General features: G+C 62.1%; 23 protein-coding genes and 1 other RNA gene. 15 read left to right on the forward strand and 9 right to left on the reverse strand.

What is annotated here, in order from left to right:
- The first annotated feature begins 7 nt into the window (after positions 1–7).
- From NGM99_RS09440 to NGM99_RS09450, 3 genes are all read left to right on the forward strand, one after another.
- Entirely contained in the window at positions 8–496 is a 489-nt protein-coding gene (locus tag NGM99_RS09440) for a CreA family protein (protein WP_252818264.1), read from the forward strand.
- A 69-nt stretch (positions 497–565) separates the two neighbouring features.
- Entirely contained in the window at positions 566–1,201 is a 636-nt protein-coding gene (locus NGM99_RS09445) for a DapH/DapD/GlmU-related protein (RefSeq protein ID WP_252818266.1), read from the forward strand.
- Between the two features lie 69 nt (positions 1,202–1,270).
- Positions 1,271–1,846 (forward strand): DUF421 domain-containing protein, encoded by a 576-nt coding sequence (locus NGM99_RS09450; protein WP_252818267.1) that lies wholly within the window; start codon positions 1,271–1,273, stop codon positions 1,844–1,846.
- Between the two features lie 57 nt (positions 1,847–1,903).
- On the opposite strand, the gene NGM99_RS21920 is transcribed toward NGM99_RS09450, so the two are convergent.
- Entirely contained in the window at positions 1,904–2,938 is a 1,035-nt protein-coding gene (locus NGM99_RS21920; RefSeq protein ID WP_435371412.1) for a BON domain-containing protein, read from the reverse strand.
- A gap of 96 nt (positions 2,939–3,034) precedes the next feature.
- Positions 3,035–5,659 (reverse strand): ATP-dependent helicase, encoded by a 2,625-nt coding sequence (locus tag NGM99_RS09460; RefSeq protein WP_252818269.1) that lies wholly within the window; start codon positions 5,657–5,659, stop codon positions 3,035–3,037.
- A gap of 129 nt (positions 5,660–5,788) precedes the next feature.
- Between NGM99_RS09460 and NGM99_RS09465 the strand changes: the two genes are divergently transcribed.
- The gene (locus tag NGM99_RS09465) at positions 5,789–6,895 is read left to right on the forward strand and encodes a metallophosphoesterase (RefSeq protein ID WP_252818271.1); all 1,107 of its coding nucleotides are present in this window, start codon (positions 5,789–5,791) and stop codon (positions 6,893–6,895) included.
- 8 nt (positions 6,896–6,903) lie between these two features.
- Here NGM99_RS09465 and NGM99_RS09470 read toward each other — a convergent pair whose 3' ends face one another.
- A complete protein-coding gene (locus tag NGM99_RS09470) occupies positions 6,904–7,926 on the reverse strand; it encodes a serine/threonine protein kinase (protein WP_252818275.1) in 1,023 nt (340 codons plus the stop codon).
- A 158-nt stretch (positions 7,927–8,084) separates the two neighbouring features.
- On the opposite strand from NGM99_RS09470, the gene NGM99_RS09475 reads away from it, so the two are divergent.
- The 3 genes from NGM99_RS09475 (at position 8,085) to NGM99_RS09485 (ending at position 10,129) form a co-directional block, all read left to right on the forward strand.
- Positions 8,085–8,351: a cupin domain-containing protein gene (locus tag NGM99_RS09475; protein WP_252818276.1), complete on the forward strand. Its 267-nt coding sequence runs from the start codon at positions 8,085–8,087 to the stop codon at positions 8,349–8,351.
- Positions 8,348–8,626, forward strand: a complete 279-nt coding sequence (locus NGM99_RS09480) for a cupin domain-containing protein (RefSeq protein ID WP_252818278.1) — start codon at positions 8,348–8,350, stop codon at positions 8,624–8,626. The genes NGM99_RS09475 and NGM99_RS09480 overlap by 4 nt, the downstream gene beginning before the upstream one ends.
- Positions 8,627–8,839: 213 nt before the next feature.
- Positions 8,840–10,129 carry an MFS transporter gene (locus NGM99_RS09485; protein WP_252818280.1) on the forward strand — a complete coding sequence of 430 codons (1,290 nt, stop codon included), beginning with the start codon at positions 8,840–8,842 and terminating at the stop codon, positions 10,127–10,129.
- On the opposite strand, the gene NGM99_RS09490 is transcribed toward NGM99_RS09485, so the two are convergent.
- Entirely contained in the window at positions 10,126–10,608 is a 483-nt protein-coding gene (locus NGM99_RS09490) for a thioesterase family protein (RefSeq protein WP_252818282.1), read from the reverse strand. The two genes, NGM99_RS09485 and NGM99_RS09490, sit on opposite strands and share 4 nt — an antisense overlap.
- Positions 10,609–10,708: 100 nt before the next feature.
- Here NGM99_RS09490 and NGM99_RS09495 point away from each other — a divergent pair, with 100 nt between their 5' ends.
- Together NGM99_RS09495 and NGM99_RS09500 are read left to right on the forward strand one after the other, a co-directional pair.
- The gene (locus NGM99_RS09495) at positions 10,709–12,127 is read left to right on the forward strand and encodes an FAD-binding oxidoreductase (protein ID WP_252818283.1); all 1,419 of its coding nucleotides are present in this window, start codon (positions 10,709–10,711) and stop codon (positions 12,125–12,127) included.
- Positions 12,128–12,208: 81 nt separating this feature from the next.
- Positions 12,209–15,940, forward strand: a complete 3,732-nt coding sequence (locus NGM99_RS09500; RefSeq protein ID WP_252818285.1) for an AsmA family protein — start codon at positions 12,209–12,211, stop codon at positions 15,938–15,940.
- Positions 15,941–15,945: 5 nt separating this feature from the next.
- On the opposite strand, the gene NGM99_RS09505 is transcribed toward NGM99_RS09500, so the two are convergent.
- The 4 genes from NGM99_RS09505 to ssrA all read right to left on the reverse strand — a co-directional run bounded on the left by NGM99_RS09505 (position 15,946) and on the right by ssrA (position 17,455).
- Complete coding sequence (locus tag NGM99_RS09505) at positions 15,946–16,188, reverse strand: ribbon-helix-helix domain-containing protein (RefSeq protein ID WP_252818286.1); 243 nt, start codon at positions 16,186–16,188, stop codon at positions 15,946–15,948.
- Positions 16,185–16,367: a DUF4169 family protein gene (locus tag NGM99_RS09510; RefSeq protein ID WP_252818288.1), complete on the reverse strand. Its 183-nt coding sequence runs from the start codon at positions 16,365–16,367 to the stop codon at positions 16,185–16,187. The genes NGM99_RS09505 and NGM99_RS09510 overlap by 4 nt, the downstream gene beginning before the upstream one ends.
- 5 nt (positions 16,368–16,372) lie before the next feature.
- Positions 16,373–16,894, reverse strand: a complete 522-nt coding sequence (locus NGM99_RS09515; RefSeq protein ID WP_252818291.1) for an SspB family protein — start codon at positions 16,892–16,894, stop codon at positions 16,373–16,375.
- A 203-nt stretch (positions 16,895–17,097) separates the two neighbouring features.
- Positions 17,098–17,455: a transfer-messenger RNA gene (gene ssrA, locus NGM99_RS09520) on the reverse strand.
- 158 nt (positions 17,456–17,613) lie between these two features.
- Here ssrA and NGM99_RS09525 point away from each other — a divergent pair.
- From NGM99_RS09525 to NGM99_RS09545, 5 genes are all read left to right on the forward strand, one after another.
- The gene (locus NGM99_RS09525) at positions 17,614–18,408 is read left to right on the forward strand and encodes a thymidylate synthase (RefSeq protein WP_252818293.1); all 795 of its coding nucleotides are present in this window, start codon (positions 17,614–17,616) and stop codon (positions 18,406–18,408) included.
- 8 nt (positions 18,409–18,416) lie between these two features.
- Positions 18,417–18,923, forward strand: a complete 507-nt coding sequence (locus tag NGM99_RS09530; protein ID WP_252818295.1) for a dihydrofolate reductase — start codon at positions 18,417–18,419, stop codon at positions 18,921–18,923.
- Between the two features lie 128 nt (positions 18,924–19,051).
- Positions 19,052–20,233 (forward strand): FtsH protease activity modulator HflK, encoded by a 1,182-nt coding sequence (gene hflK, locus NGM99_RS09535; protein WP_252818296.1) that lies wholly within the window; start codon positions 19,052–19,054, stop codon positions 20,231–20,233.
- Positions 20,233–21,237, forward strand: coding sequence for a protease modulator HflC (hflC, locus tag NGM99_RS09540; RefSeq protein ID WP_252818298.1), 1,005 nt, complete (start codon positions 20,233–20,235; stop codon positions 21,235–21,237). Before hflK ends, hflC begins: the two co-directional genes overlap by 1 nt.
- 158 nt (positions 21,238–21,395) lie before the next feature.
- Positions 21,396–22,949 carry a DegQ family serine endoprotease gene (locus tag NGM99_RS09545; RefSeq protein WP_252818299.1) on the forward strand — a complete coding sequence of 518 codons (1,554 nt, stop codon included), beginning with the start codon at positions 21,396–21,398 and terminating at the stop codon, positions 22,947–22,949.
- A 51-nt stretch (positions 22,950–23,000) separates the two neighbouring features.
- Here the strand turns inward: NGM99_RS09545 and serB are convergent, their stop codons facing one another.
- A complete protein-coding gene (serB, locus tag NGM99_RS09550; protein ID WP_252818301.1) occupies positions 23,001–23,888 on the reverse strand; it encodes a phosphoserine phosphatase SerB in 888 nt (295 codons plus the stop codon).
- On the opposite strand from serB, the gene miaA reads away from it, so the two are divergent.
- Positions 23,872–24,786: a tRNA (adenosine(37)-N6)-dimethylallyltransferase MiaA gene (gene miaA / locus NGM99_RS09555; RefSeq protein WP_252818303.1), complete on the forward strand. Its 915-nt coding sequence runs from the start codon at positions 23,872–23,874 to the stop codon at positions 24,784–24,786. The genes serB and miaA overlap by 17 nt on opposite strands.
- Positions 24,787–24,924: the final 138 nt, after the last annotated feature.

Here is a 24,924-nt window from a genome sequence, read left to right on the forward strand (position 1 = left end):
CCGTCCCATGCTGCGCAACACGCTTCTGGCTGCAACCGCACTGCTCGGTGCATGGCTTCTACCGGTTCATGCCGAGGAAGTCGGCGAAGTCGGCGTGGATTGGACGGGCAACGACATCATCATCGACGCGGTGACGGATCCGAAGGTGCAGGGCATCACCTGCCACGTGTCTTATTTCGAGCGCGGCGTGATCGACCGTCTGCGCAAGGGCAACTGGTTCGAGGATCCCTCCGATTCCTCGATCGCGTGCCGCCAGACGGGACCCATCACGGTCGGGGATATCGACCTCGGCAAGGAGGGCGAGGAGGTGTTCGACCAAGGAATCAGCCTGTTCTGGAAGGAGCGGGTAGTGAACCGCGTCTATGACAAGAAGAACGACACGCTGATCTATCTCTCACATTCGCGACAGGTGAAGGACGGGTCGGCGAAGATGGCGATCTCGACGGTGCCGTTGTTCGGGCAGCAGGTGACTTGGACAGAGGGCAAGCCGCAGTAAGGTGGGGTCCGCTTCGCCGCCCCTGTGACTCCGATTGCCTAGGACTTCACTCCCACCTAAACCCGCTTCATGCAGCAACACGAAAATTGGCGGTTCAAGGGCGGTGAGCCGCGGATTCATCCCAGCGCGGAGATGAAAGGGTGCCGGCTCGGGCAATTCACCGCCATCGGCGCGCGGGCTACGTTGCGCGAAGTGTCGTTCGGCGACTTTTCATACTGCGAACCGGACGTGGAGGCGATCTATGCCTCGGTCGGCAAGTTCTGCTCGATCGCCCGCAATGTGCGGATCAACGCGCTGGAACACCCGGTCGAGAGGCTGACGACACACAAGGTCTCCTACCGTCCCAACGAGTATTTCCTGTATCACGGCGTCGATGGCGCGTTTCGCGATCGGCGCAAGGCTAAGCCGGTGACGATCGGGCATGATGTCTGGATCGGCCACGGCGCGGTCATCATGCCCAGGGTCTCGGTCGGAACGGGTGCGGTGATCGGAGCGAATGCTGTGGTGACAAGAGACGTCGCGCCTTTCACCATCGTGACGGGGGTGCCCGCGCGGCCGCTTCGACCGCGTTTTCCCGACGAGGTCGCGGCGCGCATCCTTGCGCTGCAGTGGTGGGACTGGCCACTCGAAAAGCTGTCCGACGCCATTCCCGATATGCAGCAGATGTCGATCGTTTCGTTTCTCGAAAAGTGGGAAGCGGCCTGAGCGCCCCGAAATCTTAATTTTCCGTCGCGTAGTCTTACTCCCCACGATCACACTGTGGAGATGGCGATCTTGGAATGGGGGACGGAACTCATTCGCGTGCTGTTTGGCGAGGAGGACACGCAAAGCACGCTATTCTATCTCGAAATCGCGCTGCGCACCGTGGTCATGTACGGTTACACGCTGTTTCTGACACGCATGGTCGGGCAAGGTGGCATCGGGCAGATCGGGCCGTTCGAGTTCGTTCTGGTGATCGCCGTCGGTTCGGCGGCGGGCGATCCGATGTTCTATCCGGAAGTCGGACTGGCTCAGGGCATTCTCGTCATCACCATGGTGATCATCCTGCACCGCGCGACGGGCGCGCTGGTGCAGCGTTGGCGTTCAGTCGAAGACATGATCGAGGGTCGGCCGCTGCAGGTGCTGGAAAAGGGGCGCGTACTCAAAGATCGGTTGGGCTCCGGCACCCTGACGGAGCGCGAACTGTTCGCGCTGCTGCGGCTCGAGGGGGTTCGGGATACCGGCGAGGTCGAATGTGCCTTCTTCGAGCCGAACGGGCGTCTCAGCGTTTTCCGCTATCCCAAAGAGGAACAGAAGCCGGTTCGGCCGACGATCCCGGATGATGCGGCCACGCGGTTTTCTCATCGCTGATAAAGAAAAGGCCCCTCGAACGGGGGCCCTTCCCGAAGTTTGTCGGTCGGTGTGCGCTTAGCGCTGACCACCCGTAGCCGGTTTGGCGATCGTCGCGCCGGTCGTCCCAGTGCCGAGCGTGTCAGTGGTGGCAGTTGCCGAAGCTGAACGATCGACATTGACGTCGGTATTCGAAACCTGGCTTCTCACGCGCAGATTGTTCTGTACGTGGCTTACGCCCGACACGTCTTCCGCGATGTCCTCGGCCCGTCGCTTTGCATTGCGGTCGTTGACCGTGCCGCTCAATGTCACCTCCCGATCCTTGACGGTCACTTCGATGCTTGAGGCATCGAGCCAGCCATCATCGGTCAGGCGGTCGTTGATGTCATCGCGGATACGGTCATCCGAACGGGCATAGTTTTTAGGACCCCGGCCGCGATATTGATCCTGCTCGCGCCGACGTTCGGCATCGCGGTCGCCGAACCAGGACGACACCTCATCCGATGCCTTGTCCCAGAAGCCGCGGCGTCCGTCCTCTGCCCGGCCGCGTTCGCTGCCACCATAAGACGACCCATACGAGCCGCGGTCCCAGCTCGACTGGCTACCATAGCCGTAGTCGCTGCGGCTGCCCAAACCGGTCCTATCGTAGTCGCGGTATCCGAACGAGCGATCATTCTCTCCGCTGCCATATGAGCGGTCGAAACCACCACGGTCGCGATCGAAGGAGGAGCCAAAACGGTTCTGGTCATAGTTGCGATTGTTGTCGCCGAACGATCGCGAACCACGTCGCGAATATTCGTCATATCCACCGCCGAAGCCGCCGCCGCTCAAGCGCTGGTCGGAGCCATAGCTGCCGCGTGAGCGGTAATCATCGTTCGAGCCGTAGGAGCCCGAACCAGAGGAGGAGCCGCGATGGGAGCGATCCTCGTCACGCCAGCTTCCGCCAGAACCGGAGCCGCCAGAGCTGCGACCATAATCACGGTAGGAGCTGCGGTCCTCGTTGCGGAAATCGCGGTTGTAGTCGCTGCCAGAGGAGCGGTAGGAGCGGTCCGAACTGTTGTCGTCACGATCCCAGTCGCGATTACGGTAGTCGTCGTTTCGATTGCCATTCATGGAATTTCTCCCTTCGTGGATCATCTGAATTTGCCACCCACTCAGGCAAACCAACGGTCGATTGATTCGAAGAGTTCCAAGATTTGTTAATCAAATTCAGGCTGCGGAGACGAAGCCGTCGAGCACGCGCTTTTGGCCGGCGCGATCGAAATCAATGGTCAGTTTGTTGCCCTCAACCGCTGCCACGGAGCCGTTGCCGAACTTCTGGTGGAAGACGCGATCGCCGACTTTGAAGGCTGCCGGCTCGTTTGAAACCGACTTGGCGACCAGTTCGCCCTCGATGGTGCGGGCCTTGATCGAACCACGACCGGCACCGAAGCCGGAATCGGTTTCGCCGTAGCCGATGCGCTCGACCGCATGGCCCGAGCGCATGCCCCAATTGTTGCGTGTGGCGTCAGTGCGGTTGGCCTGCGCGCGCTGCCAGCCCGGCGTGCCGTAGCTACTCGAAAAGGGTTGCGAGGCAGCGGCCTTGTCGAAGCGGGAAGCACCGTAAGGATTGTGTCGGCCCTTGAAGCCGCCGCTGCCATAACCGCCATAGGAGTTGCTGCTTTCAATTACCTCCACATGCTTTTCGGGGAGCTCATCGAGAAAGCGCGAGGGAATCGTGGTCTGCCACAGGCCGTGGATACGGCGGTTGGACACGAAATTGAGGTAGAGATTTCTCTTGGCACGGGTGAGCCCAACATAGGCCAGCCGTCTTTCCTCCTCCAAGCCGGCGCGACCGCCTTCATCGAGCGCGCGCTGGTGGGGGAAAAGACCTTCCTCCCAGCCGGGCAGGAAGACGGTTTCAAATTCAAGGCCCTTTGCCGAATGCAGCGTCATCAGGCTGACGGCATCCAGATCTTCGTTCTGCTCAGCATCCATGACCAGCGCGACGTGCTCAAGGAAGGAGCGCAGCGACTCGTAATCCTCCATCGAGCGGATCAGCTCCTTGAGGTTTTCGAGCCGCCCTGGTGCTTCCGCCGAGCGGTCGTTCTTCCACATCGCCGTATAGCCGCTTTCCTCCAGAATCTGCTCCGCAAGTTCCGTGTGAGGAAGCGTTTCCAAGAGCTTTTGCCAGCGGCTAAAATTGGCGACGACCTCGCGTAAGGCCGCACGGGGTTTGGGCTTTATCTCGTCCGACTCCGCCAGTTCGCCGGCGGCTTCCAGCATGGGGATACCCATCGCGCGCGACGTATCGTGGATCTGGCGGATCGTCGCTTCGCCCAAGCCTCGCTTCGGCACATTGACGATGCGTTCGAAAGCAAGATCGTCGCTGGCCGAGGCGACGACGCGAAAGAAGGCCATCGCGTCGCGGATTTCGAGCCGCTCATAAAAGCGCGGGCCGCCGATGACGCGGTAGTTTAGGCCGAGCGTGACGAAGCGGTCTTCGAATTCGCGCATCTGAAACGAGGCTCGCACGAGGATTGCGATGTCGTTGAGCTTGTGACCGCGCCGCTGCAGCGTTTCGATGGTCTCGCCGACGATCCGCGCCTCTTCCTCCGAGTCCCAGCCGGCCTGAACGTTGACTTTCGGGTCTTCCGGGTCGGGCGCTTCGGTGAAAAGCGTCTTGCCAAGACGATCCTCGTTGTGCGCGATGAGGTGCGAGGCAGCACCCAGAATATGCGCCGTCGAGCGGTAATTGCGCTCGAGCTTGATGACGGTCGCGCCAGGAAAATCCTTTTCAAAGCGCAGAATGTTATCAACCTCCGCGCCGCGCCAGCCATAGATCGACTGATCGTCGTCACCCACGCAGCAAATATTGATTTGCTGCAGTTGGTTCGCGCTCACGGCCGCGCGCTCGCTTTGCTCGCTGGCCTCCGCGGGGGCGGCCTGATCGGCCGACGCCCGGTCGGGCTTGCGGCCTTCCGCCGTCAGATTTTTGGCGTCTGATGTGTCCCGTTCCTTAGGGCGCTGCGCCAGAAGGCGGAGCCACATATATTGGGCGGTGTTGGTGTCCTGATATTCGTCCACCAGGATGTATTTGAACTTGCGGTGATACTCGCGCAGCACGTCGGGATGCTCGCGGAAGATGCGGATGGGGTGGAGGAGCAGGTCGCCGAAGTCGCAGGCGTTCAGCGTCTTCAGGCGTTCCTGATAGGCCGTATAGAGCTGGCGGCCCTTGCCATTGGCAAAGGCGCGTGCGTCGCCTTCGGAGATGTCCTTCGGCCCCTGGCCCTTGTTCTTCCAGCCATCGATCATGCCGGAAAACTGGCGTGCCGGCCAACGCTTCTCGTCAAGATTTTCGGCTTGGATCAGCTGCTTGATCAGGCGGTTCACATCGTCCGTGTCGAGGATCGTGAAGTCGCTGCGCAGGCCGGCGAGCTCGGCATGACGGCGCAGTAGCTTGACGCCGATGGAGTGGAATGTGCCGAGCCATGGCATGCCTTCCACCGCTTCGCCGACGAGCGAGCCGATACGCGTCTTCATCTCGCGCGCGGCCTTGTTGGTGAACGTCACGGCGAGGATCTGGCTCGGGAAGGCACGGCCCGTGGCGAGGATATGCGCGATGCGGGTGGTGAGCACACGCGTCTTGCCCGTGCCCGCACCCGCCAGCACCAGAACGGGGCCCTCGGTGGTTTCCACGGCTTGCCGCTGTTCAGGGTTCAGACCGCGCAGATAATCGGACGGTGCGCTCTCGGCGGGGGTTGCGCGGCCCAGCGCACGGGCGGCAATGCCGCCGGGGCGAGGACCGTTCGGGCCCGAAAAGGAGCCGCGCGCACTATCGGATGGGGCTGACATAGTGGGGCAATGTAGTGATTCGGGGGGAGAACGCTAGCAGAACAAACATGAGCAGCGCCCGGCTCACGGGGCGTTGACCGCGCCGGTCGTTCGTCCACATGGTACGAAAGACGACCGGGAGCGCCTGAATTGAACCATTCCATCACCCGCCGTGACACCTTTCGCTTGGCCGCCGGAGCTGGGGTCGGGGCTGCCGCTCTCAACCTCGCGACACCGGCCCAGGCTGTCGCGCCGGACGATGCCGTTGTCTTCCTCGTCACCAACGATGTTCACGCTTGTCGCACGGTTTCAGGCCTGAGCGACGGCTGTCTTGCGGCAGGCAAGACCGACCCTTCCATGCTGCGTCATGTGGCAGCGATCAACGCTGTCGAGACGATGGAATGGCCCGTCGAGGTGGCAAGCGCGCCGAGCGGGTTCGAGCGGGCAGGGCAAGTGATCGGCAAGCCGCTCGGCCTCGTGGTGGCCGGGGACCTGACGGACGATGGCGGCGGGCAGATCGCGCTGCCGAGCGAAGGCACGCAACTGCTGCAGTTCAGTCAGCGCTATTCAGAAGGCACAGGCCCGGACCGCGTGCACATGCCGGTCTGGCTCGGGCTGGGCAATCACGATCTCGACCAGGACGGTCCGCCCGATCACGTCGACTGGTATCGCCGCGAATTGCGCGATTATGTCGAGATGAACCACCGCCCCGGCGTCTTCTTCAAGCCGCCCGTGCCCGCCAGGAGCTACGAGCCGGATTCGGACTCTTATTCATGGGATTGGGGCGACCTACATCTCGTCCAGACACAACGCTTTGCAGGCGACACGGCGAAGGGCGCTGTCAGCGCTTTGGATTGGCTTCGTGAAGACCTGAAGGAAAACGCGAGTGACGGTCGGCCGGTCGTCGTGTTCCAGCATTATGGCTGGGACGATTTCTCGATCGAGCGCTGGGATCCGGCGAAGAACACCTTCGACCCGCAGGGCACAGGCGATGACCACTGGTGGAGTCAAGCACAGCGCGACACGGTGTTGGCGGCACTCAAAGGCACCAACGTGCTCGCCATCTTTCACGGTCACGAACATCCCTCGACCATGATCTATAATCAAGGCGGCCTAGATGTCTTCAAGCCCAAGGCGGCCTTCATGGGCGGCTTCGCGGTGGTGCGCGCGTCGACGACTCGGTTCGAGGTGCTGATGGCGGAAGCTGGTGAGAACGGCACGGCGACGTTCACCAAGGCGTTCGCGAAAGCAATCTGAGTGGAGCGTCAGCTCGCCTTGGCTTCCAGGCTGGAAATGCGGCGGTCGGTGAAGTTCAGCCGCCCATCGATGACCGGCCGCATCAAGGCCGCGAGTTCAGGGTCTCCTTCGAAGGCCCGGTCGAGTTCGGTCATCTGGTTCATGGCGACGAGCTGGAGAAGATCGCTTCGCACCGAGCCGTCTGCGCGACGGGGAAGCCGCGCCACCACTTGCACGAGATCCGCGCCTTTGGGTGCGGCTTCCGGTCCATCGCCTTCGATGAATGCGTAGATGCCGGTTCCTTTCGAAGGCAGCGGAAAGGGCACCAGAGCCACGTCGCGCACGGACGGTCTGGCCTTCAATGCCGAGGTGATCGCAGCGCCCTCGCGATCGATCCGGTCGCCCGTGCCTTCGCCGTCCGACCAGTTGAAGATGCCGCGGGTGACGAGGTTGTAAAGCTTCTTGCCCGTGTTCATCCAGATGCGTGAGGGCAGGGAGCGGCGCTTGAGGATGCGCTTGGCTGTCGGCGTCATCAATTGCGGTGCAAAGGAGCGGCGCTGCTTGAGCAGGTGCCGGAAGTCCTCATAGGCCATGGCCTTGAACAGCCAACCTCGCTTCGAGTGGACCGAGGCCAGCTGGAAGTCGATCACGCAGGCCCGGCCATCGGGCGACATCAGCCAGTTCTGCGGCTTCGCAAGGTCGTTATGCGTCAGGTTGCGCCGGCGAAAGGAGCGCAGGAGGCGGTGGGCGTCACGATACCATGCGGGGTCGGATGGCCGCGCGAGATGCAGCGGTGTGCCCTCGGTCCAGGTGCGCAGCAGGCCGTTGGCGTCCGTTTCGATCAGGCGCGGCGTGCCTTTTAGACCGGTCAAAGCGCGCAACGCACCGATCTCGCGCTTGGCAAGCCACCACGCCAAGGGGCGCGACCACCAGGGGCTCGCGGTGACGATGCGGCGGATCACCGGCGTTGCAGGATCGACTGCCAGATGTCCCTTCTGGGTTTCGGAAAACACGTCCCTTTTGAGGACAGCGTCTGTGAGAAAAGCCGTCATCGCCTGCCTTTGTCGGATGGTTTCGCTTTAGCCAGCCGGCTTGCCTGTGGCAACCGTCATACCATGGACTGATGGAAGCAGGTGACTAGTTCCAAGCTTACGTGACCCAAACTTCAAGTCGCACTTGAGCAGAGCGAAAGCAGAATCGGGAGAGGTATTTGAGCGCGAAACTTCAGGCTACAAGAAAGGTCGAAAGCTTTCAGCTCAAGCCGTACGATGGCATCCCCAATAGCTGGCTTCCGCTCCTTCTCGTGCGTGGGGCGGTGGAAGCGACCGGATCTGAAGCGACGGCGTTGCTTGAGCGGAATGGGTGGGTGAGCACCTGGATCTACACCGTCTACCCATTCTGGCATTTTCATACCAAGGGGCACGAAGTGCTGATCGGCGTCGCTGGAAGCGCGCTGATGGCATCGAAGCCGAAATGAAACCAGGCGACCTTGCTTTGATCCCGGCTGGTATAGGCCACAAACGCATTCGCGGCGATGATGGTTTCCAGGTCGTCGGCGGCTACCCAGTCGGTCAAAGTGGCAACATCGTCAGACCGGGCGAACTGGAGCCCTATGAAGTCGAACAGGCACTATCGCTGTTGCCGTTGCCGGAGAGTGATCCCCTCACAGGCGAGAGCGGCGGACTTTTGGATCAATGGCGCCAATTTCGAGGTGACGCCGCGATAAGCAGGACAATCGCATTTAAGTCTTGACCTTGCCCGGAAGAAGGGTCCAAAGGCCTGCCGTAACGCTTGGTACGCCCAAGCGATACTTTCGACGCGGTAGCTCGCCACCGACGCGCCCCTCTCAAGACGCTTCGCTTCAGCCCCCTGCCGCACCTGCTGCTTTCCGGAGCTCTTGAAGTGTCAACGACAACCGCCGATGCGCCGTCTGGCGCAGTTCCAACCAATTCTCGAACGCGTGTGATGCTGGCAAGCCTCGTCGGCACGACGATCGAGTTCTACGATTTCTACGTTTACGCGACTGCCGCCGTGCTGGTGTTCCCGCACCTCTTTTTCCCGAAGGGCGACGAGACTACGGCACTGCTCGGATCATTCGCCGCCTTCGGTGCCGCGATGCTCGCGCGTCCGCTCGGTGCCATCGTGTTCGGCCATCTGGGTGATCGTCATGGCCGCAAGGCGACGCTGGTCGGAGCGCTGCTCACGATGGGCATCGCAACATTCCTGATCGGCTGCCTTCCGATCTATGATTCCGTCGGTTGGCTCGCGACGGCACTTCTCGTGGTTCTTCGTCTGGCACAGGGCTTCGCGCTCGGTGGCGAATGGAGCGGCGCGGCGCTTGTTGCAACCGAAAACGCCCCTCCCGGCAAGCGCGCGGTGTTTGGCACATTTCCGCAGCTCGGCGCACCGCTGGGCTTCATTCTCGCGAACGGCCTGTTCCTGATCATCGCGGCACTTCTGCCTTCCACGGATCCGTCGCGCCCGTCCGACGCTTTCCTCGATTGGGGCTGGCGCATCCCGTTCCTGTTCTCTGCGGTCATGGTGATCATCGGGCTCTGGATTCGGTTGAGCCTCGTCGAGAGCAAGGCGTTCGAGAAGACCAAGAGCCGTGGTCTGGTCGAAAAGATGCCGCTCGCTGCAGCCTTCCGCACGCATTGGCGCGAACTGCTGCTCGGCACCTTCTACATGCTCGCGACCTATGTGCTGTTCTACCTGATGACGACGTTCTCGCTGTCCTTCGGTCGTGCCGCGACCACCGCACCCGTGCCGGGTCTCGGCTACAGCTATACGAGCTTCGTTCTGATGATGATCGTGGGCGTCGTGTTCTTCGGTATCTTCACCATGCTGTCCGGCCCCTGGGCCGACCGCTGGGGCCGTCGGAAGACGCTGATCGCGGTGACGCTCGGCATCATCGTGTTCGGCTTCCTGTGGGTGCCGATGCTCTCGGCCGGCTTCATCGGCGTTATGGCGTGGCTCATCCTCGGTTTCAGCCTGATGGGCATGACCTTCGGCCCGATGGGCGCACTGTTGCCTGAACTGTTCCCGGCCAGTGTCCGCTACACGGGGTCGGGCGTGTCCTACAACGTGTCGTCGATCCTGGGCGCCGCGCTTGCGCCTTTCGTTGCGGTCGCGCTCTGGTCGGAAGGCGCGGGCAGCCCGTTCTGGGTCGGCGTCTACCTCTCGGGCATGGCCGTGCTGACGCTGATCGCCTTGCTTCTTGGAAGCGAAACCAAGAACGTCGACATCGAGCGCTAGCTCTTGCGAACGATCCCGATCGCGCGCCCCGCGCGGTCGGGTTTCGGCAGGGCCGAATGCAGAGCCTGTATGCGCTGGAGTTCAGCGGCGATCTCGTCAGGAAACGGCGCGACCTTCGGCCCGGCCATATCGATATGCAGTGAAAGCGTCTCCGCGGTGGCTGCGAGCCAGCCATCGGTGTGCCGGATTTCCTGATAGGTGTGCAGACGCTTGGCGTCATGATCGAGAAGCTGCAGGCTCACCGTCACGCTGTCTTCCAAACGGAGCTCGCGCACGTAGCAGACGTGGATTTCGGCGGTGTAGATCGTGAATTGCCTGGTGCGCGCATATTCGGCACCGAGGCCCAGATCGTTCAGCGCCTGATCCGAGCCGCGATCGAAAATCACGTTGTAATAGGCCATGTTGAGGTGGCCGTTGTAGTCGATCCAGTCCTTCTGCACCTTGATGGGTTGTGAAACGAGGGGCAAAGGATCGCTCATGAAAGCTCGCTATTTCGGGACGCTGTCGGTTAGGTCAGCCACAGAACACCGGCTCGCAACGTCTTGCAAGGCGGGTTCGTAAGGCCAGGAGGAGGTCGGTTTGGCACTCAGTGATTTCGGCAGCGCTGCGCGCAACGAAGCGGGGATCGCTGCCATCCTGCCGATCCTGAAAGAGCGCTTCGGCGATATCTTTCACGCGAGTGCCGCGATGCGCGAAACGCATGCGCATACGACCACTTATATTCCAAGCCAGATTCCCGACGGCGTCCTGTTTGCCCGTTCGACTGCCGACGTGCAGGAAGCGGTGCGCATTTGCGCGACGCATCGCGTGCCGCTCATACCCTTCGGTACAGGTTCCTCGCTTGAAGGGCACGTGAACGCGCCGGCGGGCGGCATTTCCATCGATACGTCTTCCATGAACCGCGTGCTGGCTGTGAATGCACAGGATCTCGACTGCACGGTCGAGCCCGGTGTCACGCGCGAAGCGCTCAACACTTATCTGCGTGATACAGGTCTCTTCTTTCCGATCGACCCCGGCGCCAATGCGAGCCTGGGCGGCATGGCGGCAACGCGCGCGTCGGGTACCAACGCCGTGCGCTATGGTACGATGCGGGAGAACGTGATCGCGCTGGAAGCCGTGATGGCGGACGGCGAGGTCGTTCGGACGGCGCAGCGCGCGCGCAAGAGTTCTGCCGGCTACGACCTTACGCGGCTCCTGATCGGCTCCGAGGGAACGCTCGGCATCATCACAGGCCTGACCCTCAAACTTCAGGGCATTCCCGAGGCCATCTCCGGTGGCGTCTGTCCGTTTCCAAGCGTCGAAGCAGCTTGTGACGCGGTGATCCTGACGATCCAGTCGGGCATCCCTGTGGCACGGATCGAATTGGTCAATGCCCTTCAGATGCGAGCGCTCAAGACCTACTCGAAACTCGATTACCCTGAGACGCCCTGCCTGTTTCTGGAATTTCATGGCAGCCCCGCCAGCGTCGCGGAGCAAGCCGAACGTTTCGGCGAGATTGCTGAAGAGTTCGGCGGCGGACCTTTTCTTTGGACGGTCGATGCGGAGGAGCGCGCCAAACTCTGGAAGGCGCGGCACGACGCTTACTGGGCTTCGCTCACCTTGCGCCCAGGTGCGAAGGGGCTTTCAACAGATGTCTGCGTGCCGATTTCCAGGCTCGCCGAGTGCATCAGGGAAACCGAGGCGGATATCGAGCAGGCTGGATTGATCGCGCCGATCGTAGGTCATGTGGGCGACGGCAATTTTCACACGCTCGTGCTCATCGATACGGACGATCCGTCGGATATTCTCAAGGCGGAAAACTTCGTCGCGCGCCTCAACGAACGTGCCCTACGCATGGACGGCACCTGCACCGGTGAACATGGTATCGGACAAGGCAAGATGAAGTTTCTCGAAGCCGAACTCGGCCACGGCGTGGCGGTCATGCGTGCGGTGAAGCACGCGCTCGATCCCCTCAACATCATGAATCCGGGCAAAATCCTGTTGCCTAGGGGCGTTTAGCGTCATTTTGATCAATGGTTTGATCGACATGAGGCTGAGCCTGTGATGAAGCTCGGCAACGTTTTCTGAACCCGGCAGCCGATGCTCGCGCGCTTGTTCGTTTTCTTTGGGGGACTTTTCGTCCTGGCGCTGCTTGCAGCGCTGGTGCTGCCGCACGTCATCACCTGGAACAATTATCGCGCTGATTTCGAGCGCGAGGCGACCGCCATTCTCGGCCGGCAAGTGACCGTGCGGGGCGATGCCTCCGCGCGGCTTTTGCCGTTTCCATCAGTGACGTTTTCCGACGTATCCGTGGCGGGCGGCACGAATGGCGCGCCCGCGATGACCGTCGACAGTTTTTCCATGGACGCCGAACTTGCTCCCTTCATGAGCGGCGAATTCCGCATCTTCGATATGCGCATCTCGCGCCCACGCGCCAATGTCGAACTGGCCGAGGATGGCACGCTGGATTGGGCGTTGCGCCCCTCGTCGCCCTTCGATCCGGCGCGCACGCAGCTCGAAAAGGTGACTGTGACGGATGGCGAAATCGTGCTGCACGACCAGCGCGGCGGGCGGGCGCACCGCCTCTCGGACATCGATGCGGCAATCTCGGCGCGTTCGCTGGCGGGACCATGGCGGTTCGATGGCACACTCGATCTCGATGGAATACCGACCGCACTGACGCTGTCGACCGGTACGGCGCGCGAGGGCGCGATGCCTTTGAAGCTGTCCGTCACACCGACACCGCTCGGCGTGACGCTCTCGGCGGAAGGAAACGCCAAGCTTACCGAAGGCAAGCCTGAATATTCAGGCACATTTCGTCTCGGTCGCGCGGTGGCCGTGGCCGTTGCCGGCGATGACGAGCCTGACGACGAGGCCGCGCCTTCGCAACCTAGCTTCAGGCTCAACGGGCAGTTCGCGCTCGATCATGAGAGGCTTGCCGTCGATCAGTTCCGCTTCGAGACCGGTCCGCTCGATCAGCCCTACACGGCGGACGGCACCGCGCAGATTATGTTTGGTCGCGACCCACGCTTTAAGGTTGAAGCGGACGGTGCGCAGGTGCGGCTCGATGAGCCGGCAGAGGAGGGTGAGGCGCCACCCGCGCCACTCACCCTAGACCAGCGCCTGACAGCATTTGAGGACTGGCTCGATACTCTCCCCACATCGGCAATACCCGGAACAGTCGAACTCAATCTGCCCGCCATCGTAGCTGGTGATACCACGATACGTGACGTTCGCCTGTCCGCTGAACCGGTGGAACAGGGATGGCGCATCGGTTCGCTTGCCGCGACCCTGCCGGGGCGTGCCACGCTCGAAGCTCAGGGCACGTTGCGAGAAGGCGAGCAGTTCGGTTTCGAGGGACAGTTGCTGCTCGCAGTCGGGCAACCTTCCGGTTTCGCCGCGTGGCTCGCGCGCGACGTGGATGAGGCGATCCGCCGTCTGCCGTCCGGCGGTTTCAATGCGAAAGTTTCGCTCACGCGCAACGAGCAGCGCCTGCAGGATCTCGAACTCGTTCTTGGCGGCGCGACATTCAAAGGCTCGGCCACCAACCTCCAACCAGCCAATGGCCGCGCGCAGGCCAGCGTGACACTCGACGGCGGCGCTCTCGATCTTGACCAAGCCGCCGCTTTCACGTCGATTTTTTTCAGCGGCGAGGGTCGCAATCGTTTCGCCGACCGGGACCTATCACTCAGCATCAAGGCGGGGCCGGTCGCGGTTGCCAGCGTCGAGGCGAAGCGTGTCGATGCCGCGCTCCAGCTGCGTGGTGACCGCATCGCGATCGAGCGGCTGAACGTCCAAGGTCTGGCGGATGCGGATATAGCGCTCAAAGGCGAGGTCGCCGGGTTGGCAGGGCGTCCCACCGGGCAGATCACCGCCAATGTCGAGGCTGGTGATCTGCTGCCTCTCGCTGAGTTCTTGTCGAGCCGCTTTCCCCATCCCGCGCTCGCCACATTGGTCGAGCAGGCGAAAGCTTATCCCGGTCTGCTGGCCGACAGCCGGCTTGCGCTCGATCTACGCTCTGACGCGAGCGCGGGGGGTAACGCCTCGCTTTCGGCAAATGGCAATGTCGGCGGCACGGATGTTAACACGAGCTGGAAGGCGAACGGAGAGCTCTCATCAGTTCTGGACACGCCGCTCGATGGCTCGCTCAATCTTCGCGATGGCTCCGGCGAGCGCGTTTTGGCTCTGATAGGGCTTCCGGCCCTTCCCATCGGGCTGCTCGGCGACACGAAGGCGGTTGTCACATTGAAAGGAACCGCTCGCGAGGGGCTGGCGACCGATGCGACGCTTTCGGGCAACGGCTTCTCGGCGAGCTTCGAAGGTACGTCTGAGGCTCTGGAGTCCGGTTTGATCCTCAAAGGTGCGGCGCGGGTCGACGCCGAGGATGTCGAGCCCTGGCTACAAACGGTCGGCATGGGTCTGCCCGGCTTCGGGCTCGGCACGCCGGTCGGCATCGGCGCCAATCTCGACTTTGCTTCGGGTTTGCTGATCCTGTCCGAATTATCCGGCAGCGTCGATGAGAATGCCGTGGGCGGAGAGGTCAATGTCGCGATGAAGGACGGCGTGCCGGAAATCTCGGGCGCGCTCGAACTCGATGCTCTGGAGCTTCAGCGTGTGGCCGCCCTCATGCTTGGACCCACGGCGTTCGATGTGGGCAACGAGTTTCTTCCCTCGGTCCCCTTCGCGCAGAGTGCCGCGCTGCCTTTCTCGTTGGCGCTTGAGATGTCGGTCGGAAGCCTGACTGGCGGCGCACTCGGAGAGGTCGAGGATGCCAGTTTCTCGCTTGAGTTGAACAGCGAGCATGCCGCGGTGAACGGCTTGTCCGGCAAAGTCGCGGGCGGGGCGGCGAAAGGAACTGCGGAACTGCGCAACAATGGCGGAACGGCGCTTCTGACCGCGCAGCTGAGCGTGTCCGGCGCTGACGCCTCACTGCTCTTGCCCGATGCGGGCATCGCGGGACAGGGAGATGCCTCAGCCTCTATCACTTCAAGCGGCAAGACGGTTGGTGGCTTGGTTTCGAACCTTTCCGGATCGGGTACGGCCAGTGTCGCGAATATCGAGATCGCCGGCTTCAACCCGGCAGCCTTCCCCGCGCTGATCGCCGCTGCCGACAAGATCGGGCGCGACGTGACTGCTGAAAACGTCGCACAATTCACACCCAAGCTGGTGAGCGCCGGCACCTTTACCGCACCTCGCGCCGATCTGGCCTTCACGATCGCGGGCGGCACCCTGCGTGCCCCCACCGTGACGCTCAATGGGCAGGGCGCCACGCTGACGGCCGAGCTGCGCGGCGATCTCAATCGTGGCGACATGCAGGTCAATGGGACGCTTGCTTTTCTCCCCGGCGATGAGGCGCTGGTCGGTTCCGAGCCCGTAGTCAACTTCTCGCGCGGTGGTCCGCTTTCGGACACGACCCTGCGCTGGGATGCGGGACCACTTGCGCAATTCCTTACCCAACGCGCGCTGGAGCGTGAGCAGGCCCGGGTCGAGTCGATGCAGGCCGGCATTCTTGAACAGCAGCGGCTGCGTCGTGAGGTCCGTCTCTACACGACTCTACAGCAGGAGCGCGAGCGCGCCGCGGCCGAGAAGGCACGCGAGGCTGAAGCGGCGCGATTGCGAGCAGAGGAGCGTGCGGCGATCGAGGCTGCGGCCCGCGAAGGGCAGGCCGAAAAGGAGCGACAGGCGACTGAGCAGCGGGAGCGTGAGGAGCGCGAAAGGCAGGATGCCGAGCGTCGCGCACAAGAGCAGCGCGAGGCAAGGCCGCCAGCAAGGGCACAGCCGACACCGGCCCTGCCACCGCTAGATTTGCGGGAATTCACGAACCCGCTTTGAGAATTTCAGTCGCTTGTAGCGGCGGCATGGTCAGCGTTGCCCTTGACGCTTCCCAACACAAATAGCCGCAAGGCCGAGGACAAATTCGCATCTCTCGGTCGCGTTTCGTCGACCTCCGCAATCAACGCGGCCAGCGCGATGCCCCGCCGTTCGGCCACCAAGCGCAACTCCTCCATGAACGGCTTTTCCAATGAGAAGCTCGTGCGATGGCCGCGAATGGAAACAGAGTGCTTTTCGACGGTGCTCAAGGCTTCTCGCGCTTATGCGCATCGAGCTTGCGGATCGCCGATTGGGCTTCGGCCTTGGCGAGAGATTTCTCGGCTTTGGTGCGGCCAAAAGAAAGGCGGCTGGCCTCGGCGTCCTTTTCCCGCGCATCACGCGCGACGCGCTTGCGATGAGATCGCAGGTTGACGACCTCGGCGGTCATGCCGCTTATTTCTTGCGGAAGGCGTCGAGCGAAACGACCGCCGCGCCCTGCTTGGGCTCGCTCGGTGCCTCGTCGGCGTCGCTGTGGGCTTCGTCAGCCGGCGCGGGCTTAGGCGGTGCCGTGAGCGAAACGATTTCGGCCTCTTCTTCCTCGCCCTCTTCATCCGTGTCGAGTTTGACGTCGAATTCGAGCTCGAAGTTCACCGAAGGGTCGTAGAAACCACGCACTGCGTTGAACGGGATTTCCAGCCGCTCGGGCACGTCCGAGAAGGACAGGCCGACCTCGAAGCCGGCATCGGTCACCTTCAGGTCCCAATACTGGAACTGGAGCACGATGGTCATCTGCTCAGGGTAGCGCTCGCGCAGGCGGGGCGAGATGCGCACGCCGGGAGCACCCGTCAGGAAGGTGATGAAGAAGTGATGGTTGCCGGGGAGGCCGGCGCGCGCCACTTCTGTGAGGACCTTCCGCATGACGCCGCGAAGAGCCTCCTGGGCGAGAATGTCGTAGCGGATATGATCGTCGGCCATGACGGCACGGCTCTCCCGGATTTGGTCCCTGCGCCTCTCTGTAGAGGAGCTTGTTCCCGCCCACAACCGGCAAGCGCCTACTGTATGACCTCGGATTCGTTCAGGATGAATGCAGCCGCAGGCTTCGATGCCTGCTTTCCGCAGTTCGAAGAGCGTGCCGAGCCACCCACGGCAGAGCAGAGGTCGGTTTCATGAAGGAGGGAAGTGGAGGTTTCTGTTGCCAGGTACCTCCGAACCCCGCCTAGAAGTGCGAACCTCTAGGGCTTGATTTGAAGCTATCGCACCGCATTAAGCGGCGAGACGTGCTTCCGCATAGTTGTCGTTGGCAACTACAGATTTAGCCCGATAACGGTGGTACAATGCCGGGCAAAAGCGCGATCTTTACACCCTCGTCGATCCTATTTCGCCCCCATCAGGAGCCGCTCGCGAAGAGCGGTTCATGGTGGAGGCGCCGGGTACCGCCCCCGGGTCCGAATGGCTTATTTCATCGGCCGTTTATCGCCATAGTCAGACAAGCTGACAGGGTTTGATATAGGTGATGGAAGCGCGCACGTGAAGAGAGCGGTTGGCAAAAATCGTACGCCGCGCTTTGAACTGGACTCTTCAGCTTGGAAGGCTGAATACGGAGTCGGATCAGATGTTTGAGCTGGCCGTTTAATGCTGCGCCAAGCATTGCTCGGGCATCATTGGAGGCCCACAACCCGATCGGATCGCCGCCCGTGAAACAGTATCTCGACCTGTTGCGACATGTGCTGGAAAACGGCTCGGACCGTGGCGATCGCACGGGAACGGGCACGCGCTCGGTGTTCGGCTATCAGATGCGGTTCGACCTGTCGCAGGGCTTCCCGGTGACGACCACCAAGAAGCTGCATCTGCGCTCCATCATTCATGAGCTGCTCTGGTTTCTCGCGGGCGACACCAATGTCGGATATCTTCATGCGCATGGCGTGACGATCTGGGATGAATGGGCCGATGAGAAAGGCGATCTCGGACCTGTCTATGGCGCGCAGTGGCGCTCATGGCCGACGCCGGATGGCCGCCATATCGATCAGATCGCAAACCTCTTGCGGGACCTGCGCACGAAGCCGAACTCGCGCCGGCACATCGTTTCGGCCTGGAACCCGGCGGAAGTGGATGAGATGGCCCTGCCGCCCTGCCACTGCCTTTTCCAGTTTTATGTCGCGGACGGCAGGCTGTCCTGCCAACTCTATCAGCGCTCTGCCGACATCTTTCTTGGCGTGCCCTTCAACATCGCTTCCTATGCGCTGCTGACCATGATGGTGGCACAGGTGAGTGGTCTGGAACCGGGTGAATTCGTCCACACGCTCGGTGACGCGCATCTTTACGCGAACCATTTCGATCAGGCCCGCGAGCAACTGTCACGTGAGCCGAAGGCGTTGCCGACCATGCGGCTCAATCCGGACGTGAAAGACCTCTTTGCGTTCCGGTTCGAGGATTTCACGCTCGAGAATTACGTTGCCGATCCGTCGATCCGCGCGCCGATCGCGGTTTGAGAGGAACGATGACCATCATCAGTCTCCACGTCGCGATGGCCGAGGACGGTGTGATCGGCCGCGAGGGTGGCTTGCCGTGGCGGCTCTCGACCGATCTCAAGCGTTTCAAGGCGCAGACCTTGGGCAAGCCGGTCGTTATGGGCCGCAAGACGTTCGACAGCATGGGCAAGCCGCTACCGGGGCGGCTCAACATCGTGATTACGCGCGACAAGGCGTGGCGCGCGGAAGGCGCGGAGGTCGTCCACAGCCTTGATGACGCGCTGACCTTCGGCGAGGCGCGTTTGCGCTGCATGGGCGAAAGCGAGATCTGTGTGATCGGCGGCGGTCAGATTTTCGATGAAGCTCTGCCGCGTGCCGATCGTCTGCATGTCACGCATGTGCTGGCGGAGATCGACGGCGACACGTTCTTTCCCGCCATCGATCCAACCGTCTGGGAAGCGATCAGTTCGGAGGACGTGCCAGCTGGCGAGAAGGATGATTTCGCCACGCGGTTTACCATCTATCGACGTCGTTGACCTTTTCGCTATCTTTCACGGAATGCCGCCTCGTTGAAAGGCGCTCTGCCGATCCCTATAGAGGGCTAGGGCGGCTTTTCGGCGAGAAAGGTCGCCGGCAGTTTCCTGCATAGCCGAAAAGGACATTCATGCCCTGGAACAATCAGAGCGGCGGCCCATGGGGCGGCGGCGGAAATAATGGCGGCGGGGGCAATAACGGCGGACCCTGGGGACAGGGGCCGCGTGGCCCCGGCGGACCTCAGGGCAATCCACCTGATCTCGAATCCATCATTCGGCGCGGACAGGAGCGCTTGAAGCGTTCCCTGCCGGGCGGCGGCGGTGGCGCCGGCTCAGGTGGTCCCGGCGTGGGTGGTGGCGCGCTCTGGGGACTGGCCGGCGTGGCACTGGTCGCCTTCTGGCTGTTTCAGTCCGTTTACACCGTGCAGCCCGACGAACAAGCTGTCGAGCTTCGCTTCGGCAAGCCCAAGACCGAACTTTCAGGGCCCGGCCTTCATTTTCACTGGTGGCCGATCGAGACTGTCGAACGCACATCCATCGCTGAAAAGCTGATCAGCATCGGCGCGCGCGGGCGTCAGGGCGATAATTCGGGCCTGATGCTTTCGGGAGACCAGAACATCGTCAATGTGCAGTTCTCGGTGGCCTATCAGGTCAATGATCCGACCGCCTATCTCTTCAACGTGTCCGATGCCGACGGCATGGTGCGCCAGCTTTCCGAAAGCGGCATGCGCGAGGTGGTAGGCCGCAGGCCTGCGCAGGACATCTTCCGCGACGATCGCCAGGGCATCGCGGACAATGTGCGTACGATCGTGCAGAGCTCTCTCAACGAATACGGCGCCGGCCTTCAGGTGAACGCGATCTCGATCGAAGATGCGGCACCACCGGCCGATGTGGCGAGCGCCTTCGAAGAAGTGCAGCGCGCCGAACAGGATGAAGACCGCTTCGTGGAGGAAGCCAACCGCTACTCCAACCAGAAGCTCGGTCAGGCACGTGGTGACGCGGCGCAGATCCAGGAAGAGGCTGCGGCCTTCAAGAACCGCGTTGTTCAGGAAGCACAGGGTGAGGCCCAGCGCTTCATCTCGGTCTACGACGAATATGTGAAGGCGCCTGATGTCACGCGCGAACGCCTTTATCTTGAAACCATGGAGAAGGTGCTGGGTAACTCCAATAAGCTGATCACCGAAGGCAACGGTACGCAGGGCGTGGTGCCCTATCTGCCGCTGCCCGAACTGCAAGGCCGCACACCGGCGCCGATCACCAATGCGCCAGGATCGACCACCGGCACGACCGTCGGCTCGCAGGGGACTAACTGATGCTGGACAACCGCTTTGCCGTTGCCGTTATCGGCATCCTCGTGGCCGTCTTCCTGATCTGGTCTTCCATTTTCATCGTCAACGAACGCGAGCAGGCGATCGTCCTGCGCTTCGGCGAGATCGTGGATGTGAAGACCGAGCCCGGCGTCTACTTCAAGCTTCCGTTCCCGTTCTTCGAGGCGGACAATGTTCAGATGATCGAAGACCGCGTGTTGCGCTTCGACCTCGACAATATTCGCGTCCAGGTGTCGGGCGGCCGCTTCTACGATGTGGACGCATTCTTGGCCTATCGCATTACCGATCCCCGCCGCTTCCGTGCTTCGGTGTCCGGTTCGATCCAGCTGGCCGAACAGCGCCTGCAAACACGTCTCGATGCGGCGTTACGCCGGGTCTATGGTTTGCGCGGCTTTGAATCCGCCTTGTCGGAAGAGCGCGGTTCCATGATGCGCGAGGTGCGCGATCAGATCAGGCCGGATGCCGCCTCGCTCGGCCTTGAGATCGAGGATGTTCGCATTCGCCGCACCGACCTGACCACCGAAGTCTCGCAGCAGACTTATGAGCGCATGCGTGCCGAGCGTCTGGCGGAAGCGGAGCGTCTAAGGGCGCGAGGTCGTGAAGCCGCACAGCGTATTCAGGCGCGTGCAGACCGCGAGGTCGTCGAGATCGTTGCAGCCGCGCGGCGTGAATCTGAGATCCTGCGGGGCCAGGGTGAAGCCGAGCGCAACGGCATCTTCGCCAACGCCTTCCAGCGCGATCCGAGCTTCTTCGAGTTCTATCGCTCGATGGCCGCCTATGCGGAAGCGTTGAAGCCTTCCAGCACGACCATGGTGTTGAGCCCGACGACGCAATTCTTCCGCTACTTCCTGTCGCCCCAGGGCGCACAGAACGGGGCGAATGGTGCGCCTCTAGCGCCACCGGCTCAGGCACCCAATGCCGCGCCCGCTGCAACAGCACCGACTGCAACAGCACCGGCTGCGCCGGCAGGCGCGGGTGCCAACCCGTAACGCTTCCGTCAATTGACGGAGGATTTATCGGCGCGCTTGTGGCGAAGGTCGCAAGCGCGCCGTATTGTTTTTGGACAGATTCGTTTGGGGCAAATCCTCGTCTGATCCACGACGCCCCGAATGTGATGCGCGCCGTCGAGCTTTCGGAGGAAGATTTGATGCTATTCCTGTCCCCGCGTGGCGCGAAAGGTTTGAGCGCGCTGCTCACCGCCGCGCTGCTCGCTGGAACCGCCGTAAGCCCGACCCTCGCACAGACACCAGCTGCCGCACCGGCCCAGTCAGCGCCACAGGTGCCGACTCCGACCGCTGCGGGGCCCGCTTCGGTTGCCGACTTGGCCGAGCGCTTGCAGGATTCGGTGGTCAACATCTCGACCACGCAGAAAGCCGAGGGCACGGAAGGCGAGGGTGCCGTGCCGCCGCCGCAGCTGCCCGAGGGCTCGCCCTTTCAGGACTTTTTCGACGACTTTTTCAAGGATCGCAACCAAGGCGGGCAGGGCGGCCAGAAGGTGCAGTCGCTGGGCTCGGGCTTCGTGGTCGATGCCGAGCAGGGCACCATCGTCACCAACAATCACGTCATCGCGGATGCCGACGAGATTGAGGTCAATTTCCCCGACGGCGACACGCTGAAGGCCGAGCTGGTCGGTACCGACACCAAGACCGACATCGCGGTGCTCAAGGTCGATCCGAAGCAAAAGCAGCTGAGAGCCGTTCAGTTCGGCGATTCTGACAAGATGCGCATCGGCGACTGGGTGATGGCCATCGGCAACCCGTTCGGGCTGGGGGGGACGGTGACGGTCGGTATCGTCTCGGCGCGCAACCGCGACATCAATTCCGGACCTTATGACGATTTCATCCAGACCGATGCCGCGATCAATCGCGGTAACTCGGGCGGGCCGCTCTTCAACATGTATGGTGAAGTCGTCGGCATCAACACGGCGATCATCTCGCCATCCGGCGGCTCGATCGGCATCGGCTTTTCGATCCCCGCCAAGCTCGCATCGGGCGTCGTCGATCAGCTGCGCGAGTTCGGCGAGACGCGACGTGGCTGGCTTGGCGTGCGCATCCAGCCGGTTACCGAGGAAATCTCCGAAAGCCTCGGTATGAAGGGCACCAAGGGTGCGCTCGTTGCTGGTGTCATCAAGGGCGGACCGGTCGATGACGGCACGATCCAGCCGGGCGACGTAATCCTGAAATTTGACGGCAAGGATGTCGCCAGCATGCGCGATCTGCCGCGTGTGGTGGCGGAAAGCCCGGTGGGCAAGGCCGTCGATGTGCTGATCGTTCGCAAGGGCAAGGAAGAGACCGTGAAGGTCACGCTCGGTCGGCTCGAGGATAACGATCAGGCCGCCGATGACACCGATACCGAAAATGATGAAAGCAACGGCGCCGAGCCGAAGACCCAGTCACCTGCAGTGTCCAGCGTGCTCGGCATGTCGCTCGGCGAACTGAACGAGGAAGCGCGCAAGAGCTTTGGCGTCGCCAAGGAAGTCAACGGCGTGGTGGTGACCGAGGTGAAGCCGGACACGCCCGCTGCCGAGCGCGGTATCCAGAAGGGCGATGTCATCACCGAGATCGGCCAGGAAACGGTGACCTCGCCCAAGCAGGTCAACGACCGGATTACGGCGCTGAAGAATCAGGGACGCAAGAACGCCCTCCTGATGCTGGCTTCGAAAACCGGCGAGTTGCGCTTCGTCACGGTGCGGATCGATTGACCCATCGGGCGGGCTCCAGAGCCCGCCACGCATTTTGTTCGGATTGGCCTTTCAGGTAGCGAATTCGGTTTGGCGATAACCCTGCAGGAAGAGCAGGGCGGTGAGGTCGCCATGGTCGACTCTCACTTGTGCGGCTGCGGCCACCGCCGGCTTGGCGTGGAGCGCGACGCCGAGGCCGGCGATCTCGATCATGCCGAGATCGTTCGCGCCGTCACCCACGGCAAGAGTGTCGGCCAATTCCAGCCCGATACGTTTCGAGATCGATTGCAAGGCATCCGCCTTGGCCTCACGGCCGAGAATCGGCTCCTCGACCAAACCTGCGAGATGGTCGCCATCGGCAATCAACCGATTCGCCTGATGCTCGTCGAAGCCGACACGTTGGGCGATCGGGCCCGTAAAGGCTTCGAAGCCGCCAGAGATGAGCGCGGTCCATGCGCCATGCTTGCGCATGGTAGCGATCAGGGTTTTGGCGCCCGAAGCGAGCGTGATGCGGCTTTCGAGAACGCGACCGATCACGGCGACTTCGAGGCCCTTCAGCAATGCTACGCGCTCTCGCAGGGCGGGTGCGAAGGCGATCTCGCCGCGCATGGCGCGTTCGGTGATCGAAGCGACGCGATCCTTTACGCCCACTTCGTCGGCGAGTTCGTCGATGCACTCCTGCTCGATGATGGTGGAGTCCATATCGGCGAGCAGCAGGCGCTTGCGGCGGCTGGCGGTGTCGAGCACGGCGCAATCGACTTCTGCATCCGCGAGCGTTTCGCGCAGGCGTGCCGTCGCCTCAGCTGCATCAATGCTTTCCGGCAGGGCGAGGTCACAGGCGAAGCCGGGTGAGAGCCAATCCGGCTCGGTTGCACGAAGCGCCTGTTGCGCGCTACGGGCGAGGGCCGGGGCAATACCGCGCCCGGCCGGATGAGAAACGAGCGTGGCGACGAACGGCATGGGAGGCACGACAAAGCTGATCAGGAATGCCGTGCTGATAGCCGGGCCGACCGCGAGCGGCAAGTCTTCAGCGGCCTTTCGTCTGGCCGAGGTCGAAAATGGGCTCATCGTCAACGCAGATTCGATGCAGGTCTACGATGTCCTTCGCGTATTGACGGCGCGACCCTCGCTGGACGAAATAGAACGTGTGCCGCACCAGCTCTACGGCCATGTTTCGCCTGCGGAAACCTACTCGGTCGGCATGTGGCTGCGGGATGTGGAGAGGCTCAGTCAGAACGGCGCATTCGAGGATCGCATGCCTATCTTCGTCGGCGGCACTGGCCTCTATTTTCGAGCGCTGCTGCAGGGGCTTGCGGTGCTGCCGGATATTCCTTCGGAAATCCGCGAACACCTGCGTCAGGAACTGTTGGACGGTGGCGCCCTGCCCCTTCATCGCCGGCTCGCAGAGTTGGATGCCGAGGGCGCGGCATCGCTCAGGGCTGCAGATGGCCACCGCATCGTCCGCGCTCTCGAGGTTCTTGAAGCGACTGGCAAGCCGTTGCGCTATTGGCAGGGTCAGCCGGTTTCAGGCGTTGTCGACCAGACGAGCGTACGCTGCTTGGTGATCGAGCCGGAGCGTGCCGTTCTGCATGCCCGAATCAACGAGCGTTTCGACCGAATGATGGACGAGGGCGCGCGGGAGGAGGTGCGTGCGATCCAAGCGATGAGCCTGTCGTCCAAACTACCGGTGATGAAGGCGATCGGGCTGCGCGAACTCATAGCGGTGGAGCAGGGCCGGCTTGAGTTGAGCACAGCAGTCGAGCAAGCCAAGGCGGCGACACGGCAATATGCCAAACGGCAATCCACGTGGTTCCGTACCCAGTTCGGAGACCAATGGCAGCGTGTGCAAGCTTTCTAGGCTTATCTCTCCGCCCATTCTGCCAACCCAAGTGCTACGGAAATCGCCTACCTGTGGTTATTGAAATAAGCAACCTAAGGTTGTTTACGCTCCGTAAGGTTCGATCTGCCATAACGCACCCAAACAGTTGATTGGCGG

Origin of the sequence: Mesorhizobium liriopis (assembly GCF_024053505.1) — a bacterium.
Taxonomy (GTDB): Bacteria; Pseudomonadota; Alphaproteobacteria; order Rhizobiales; family Rhizobiaceae; genus Mesorhizobium_B; species Mesorhizobium_B liriopis.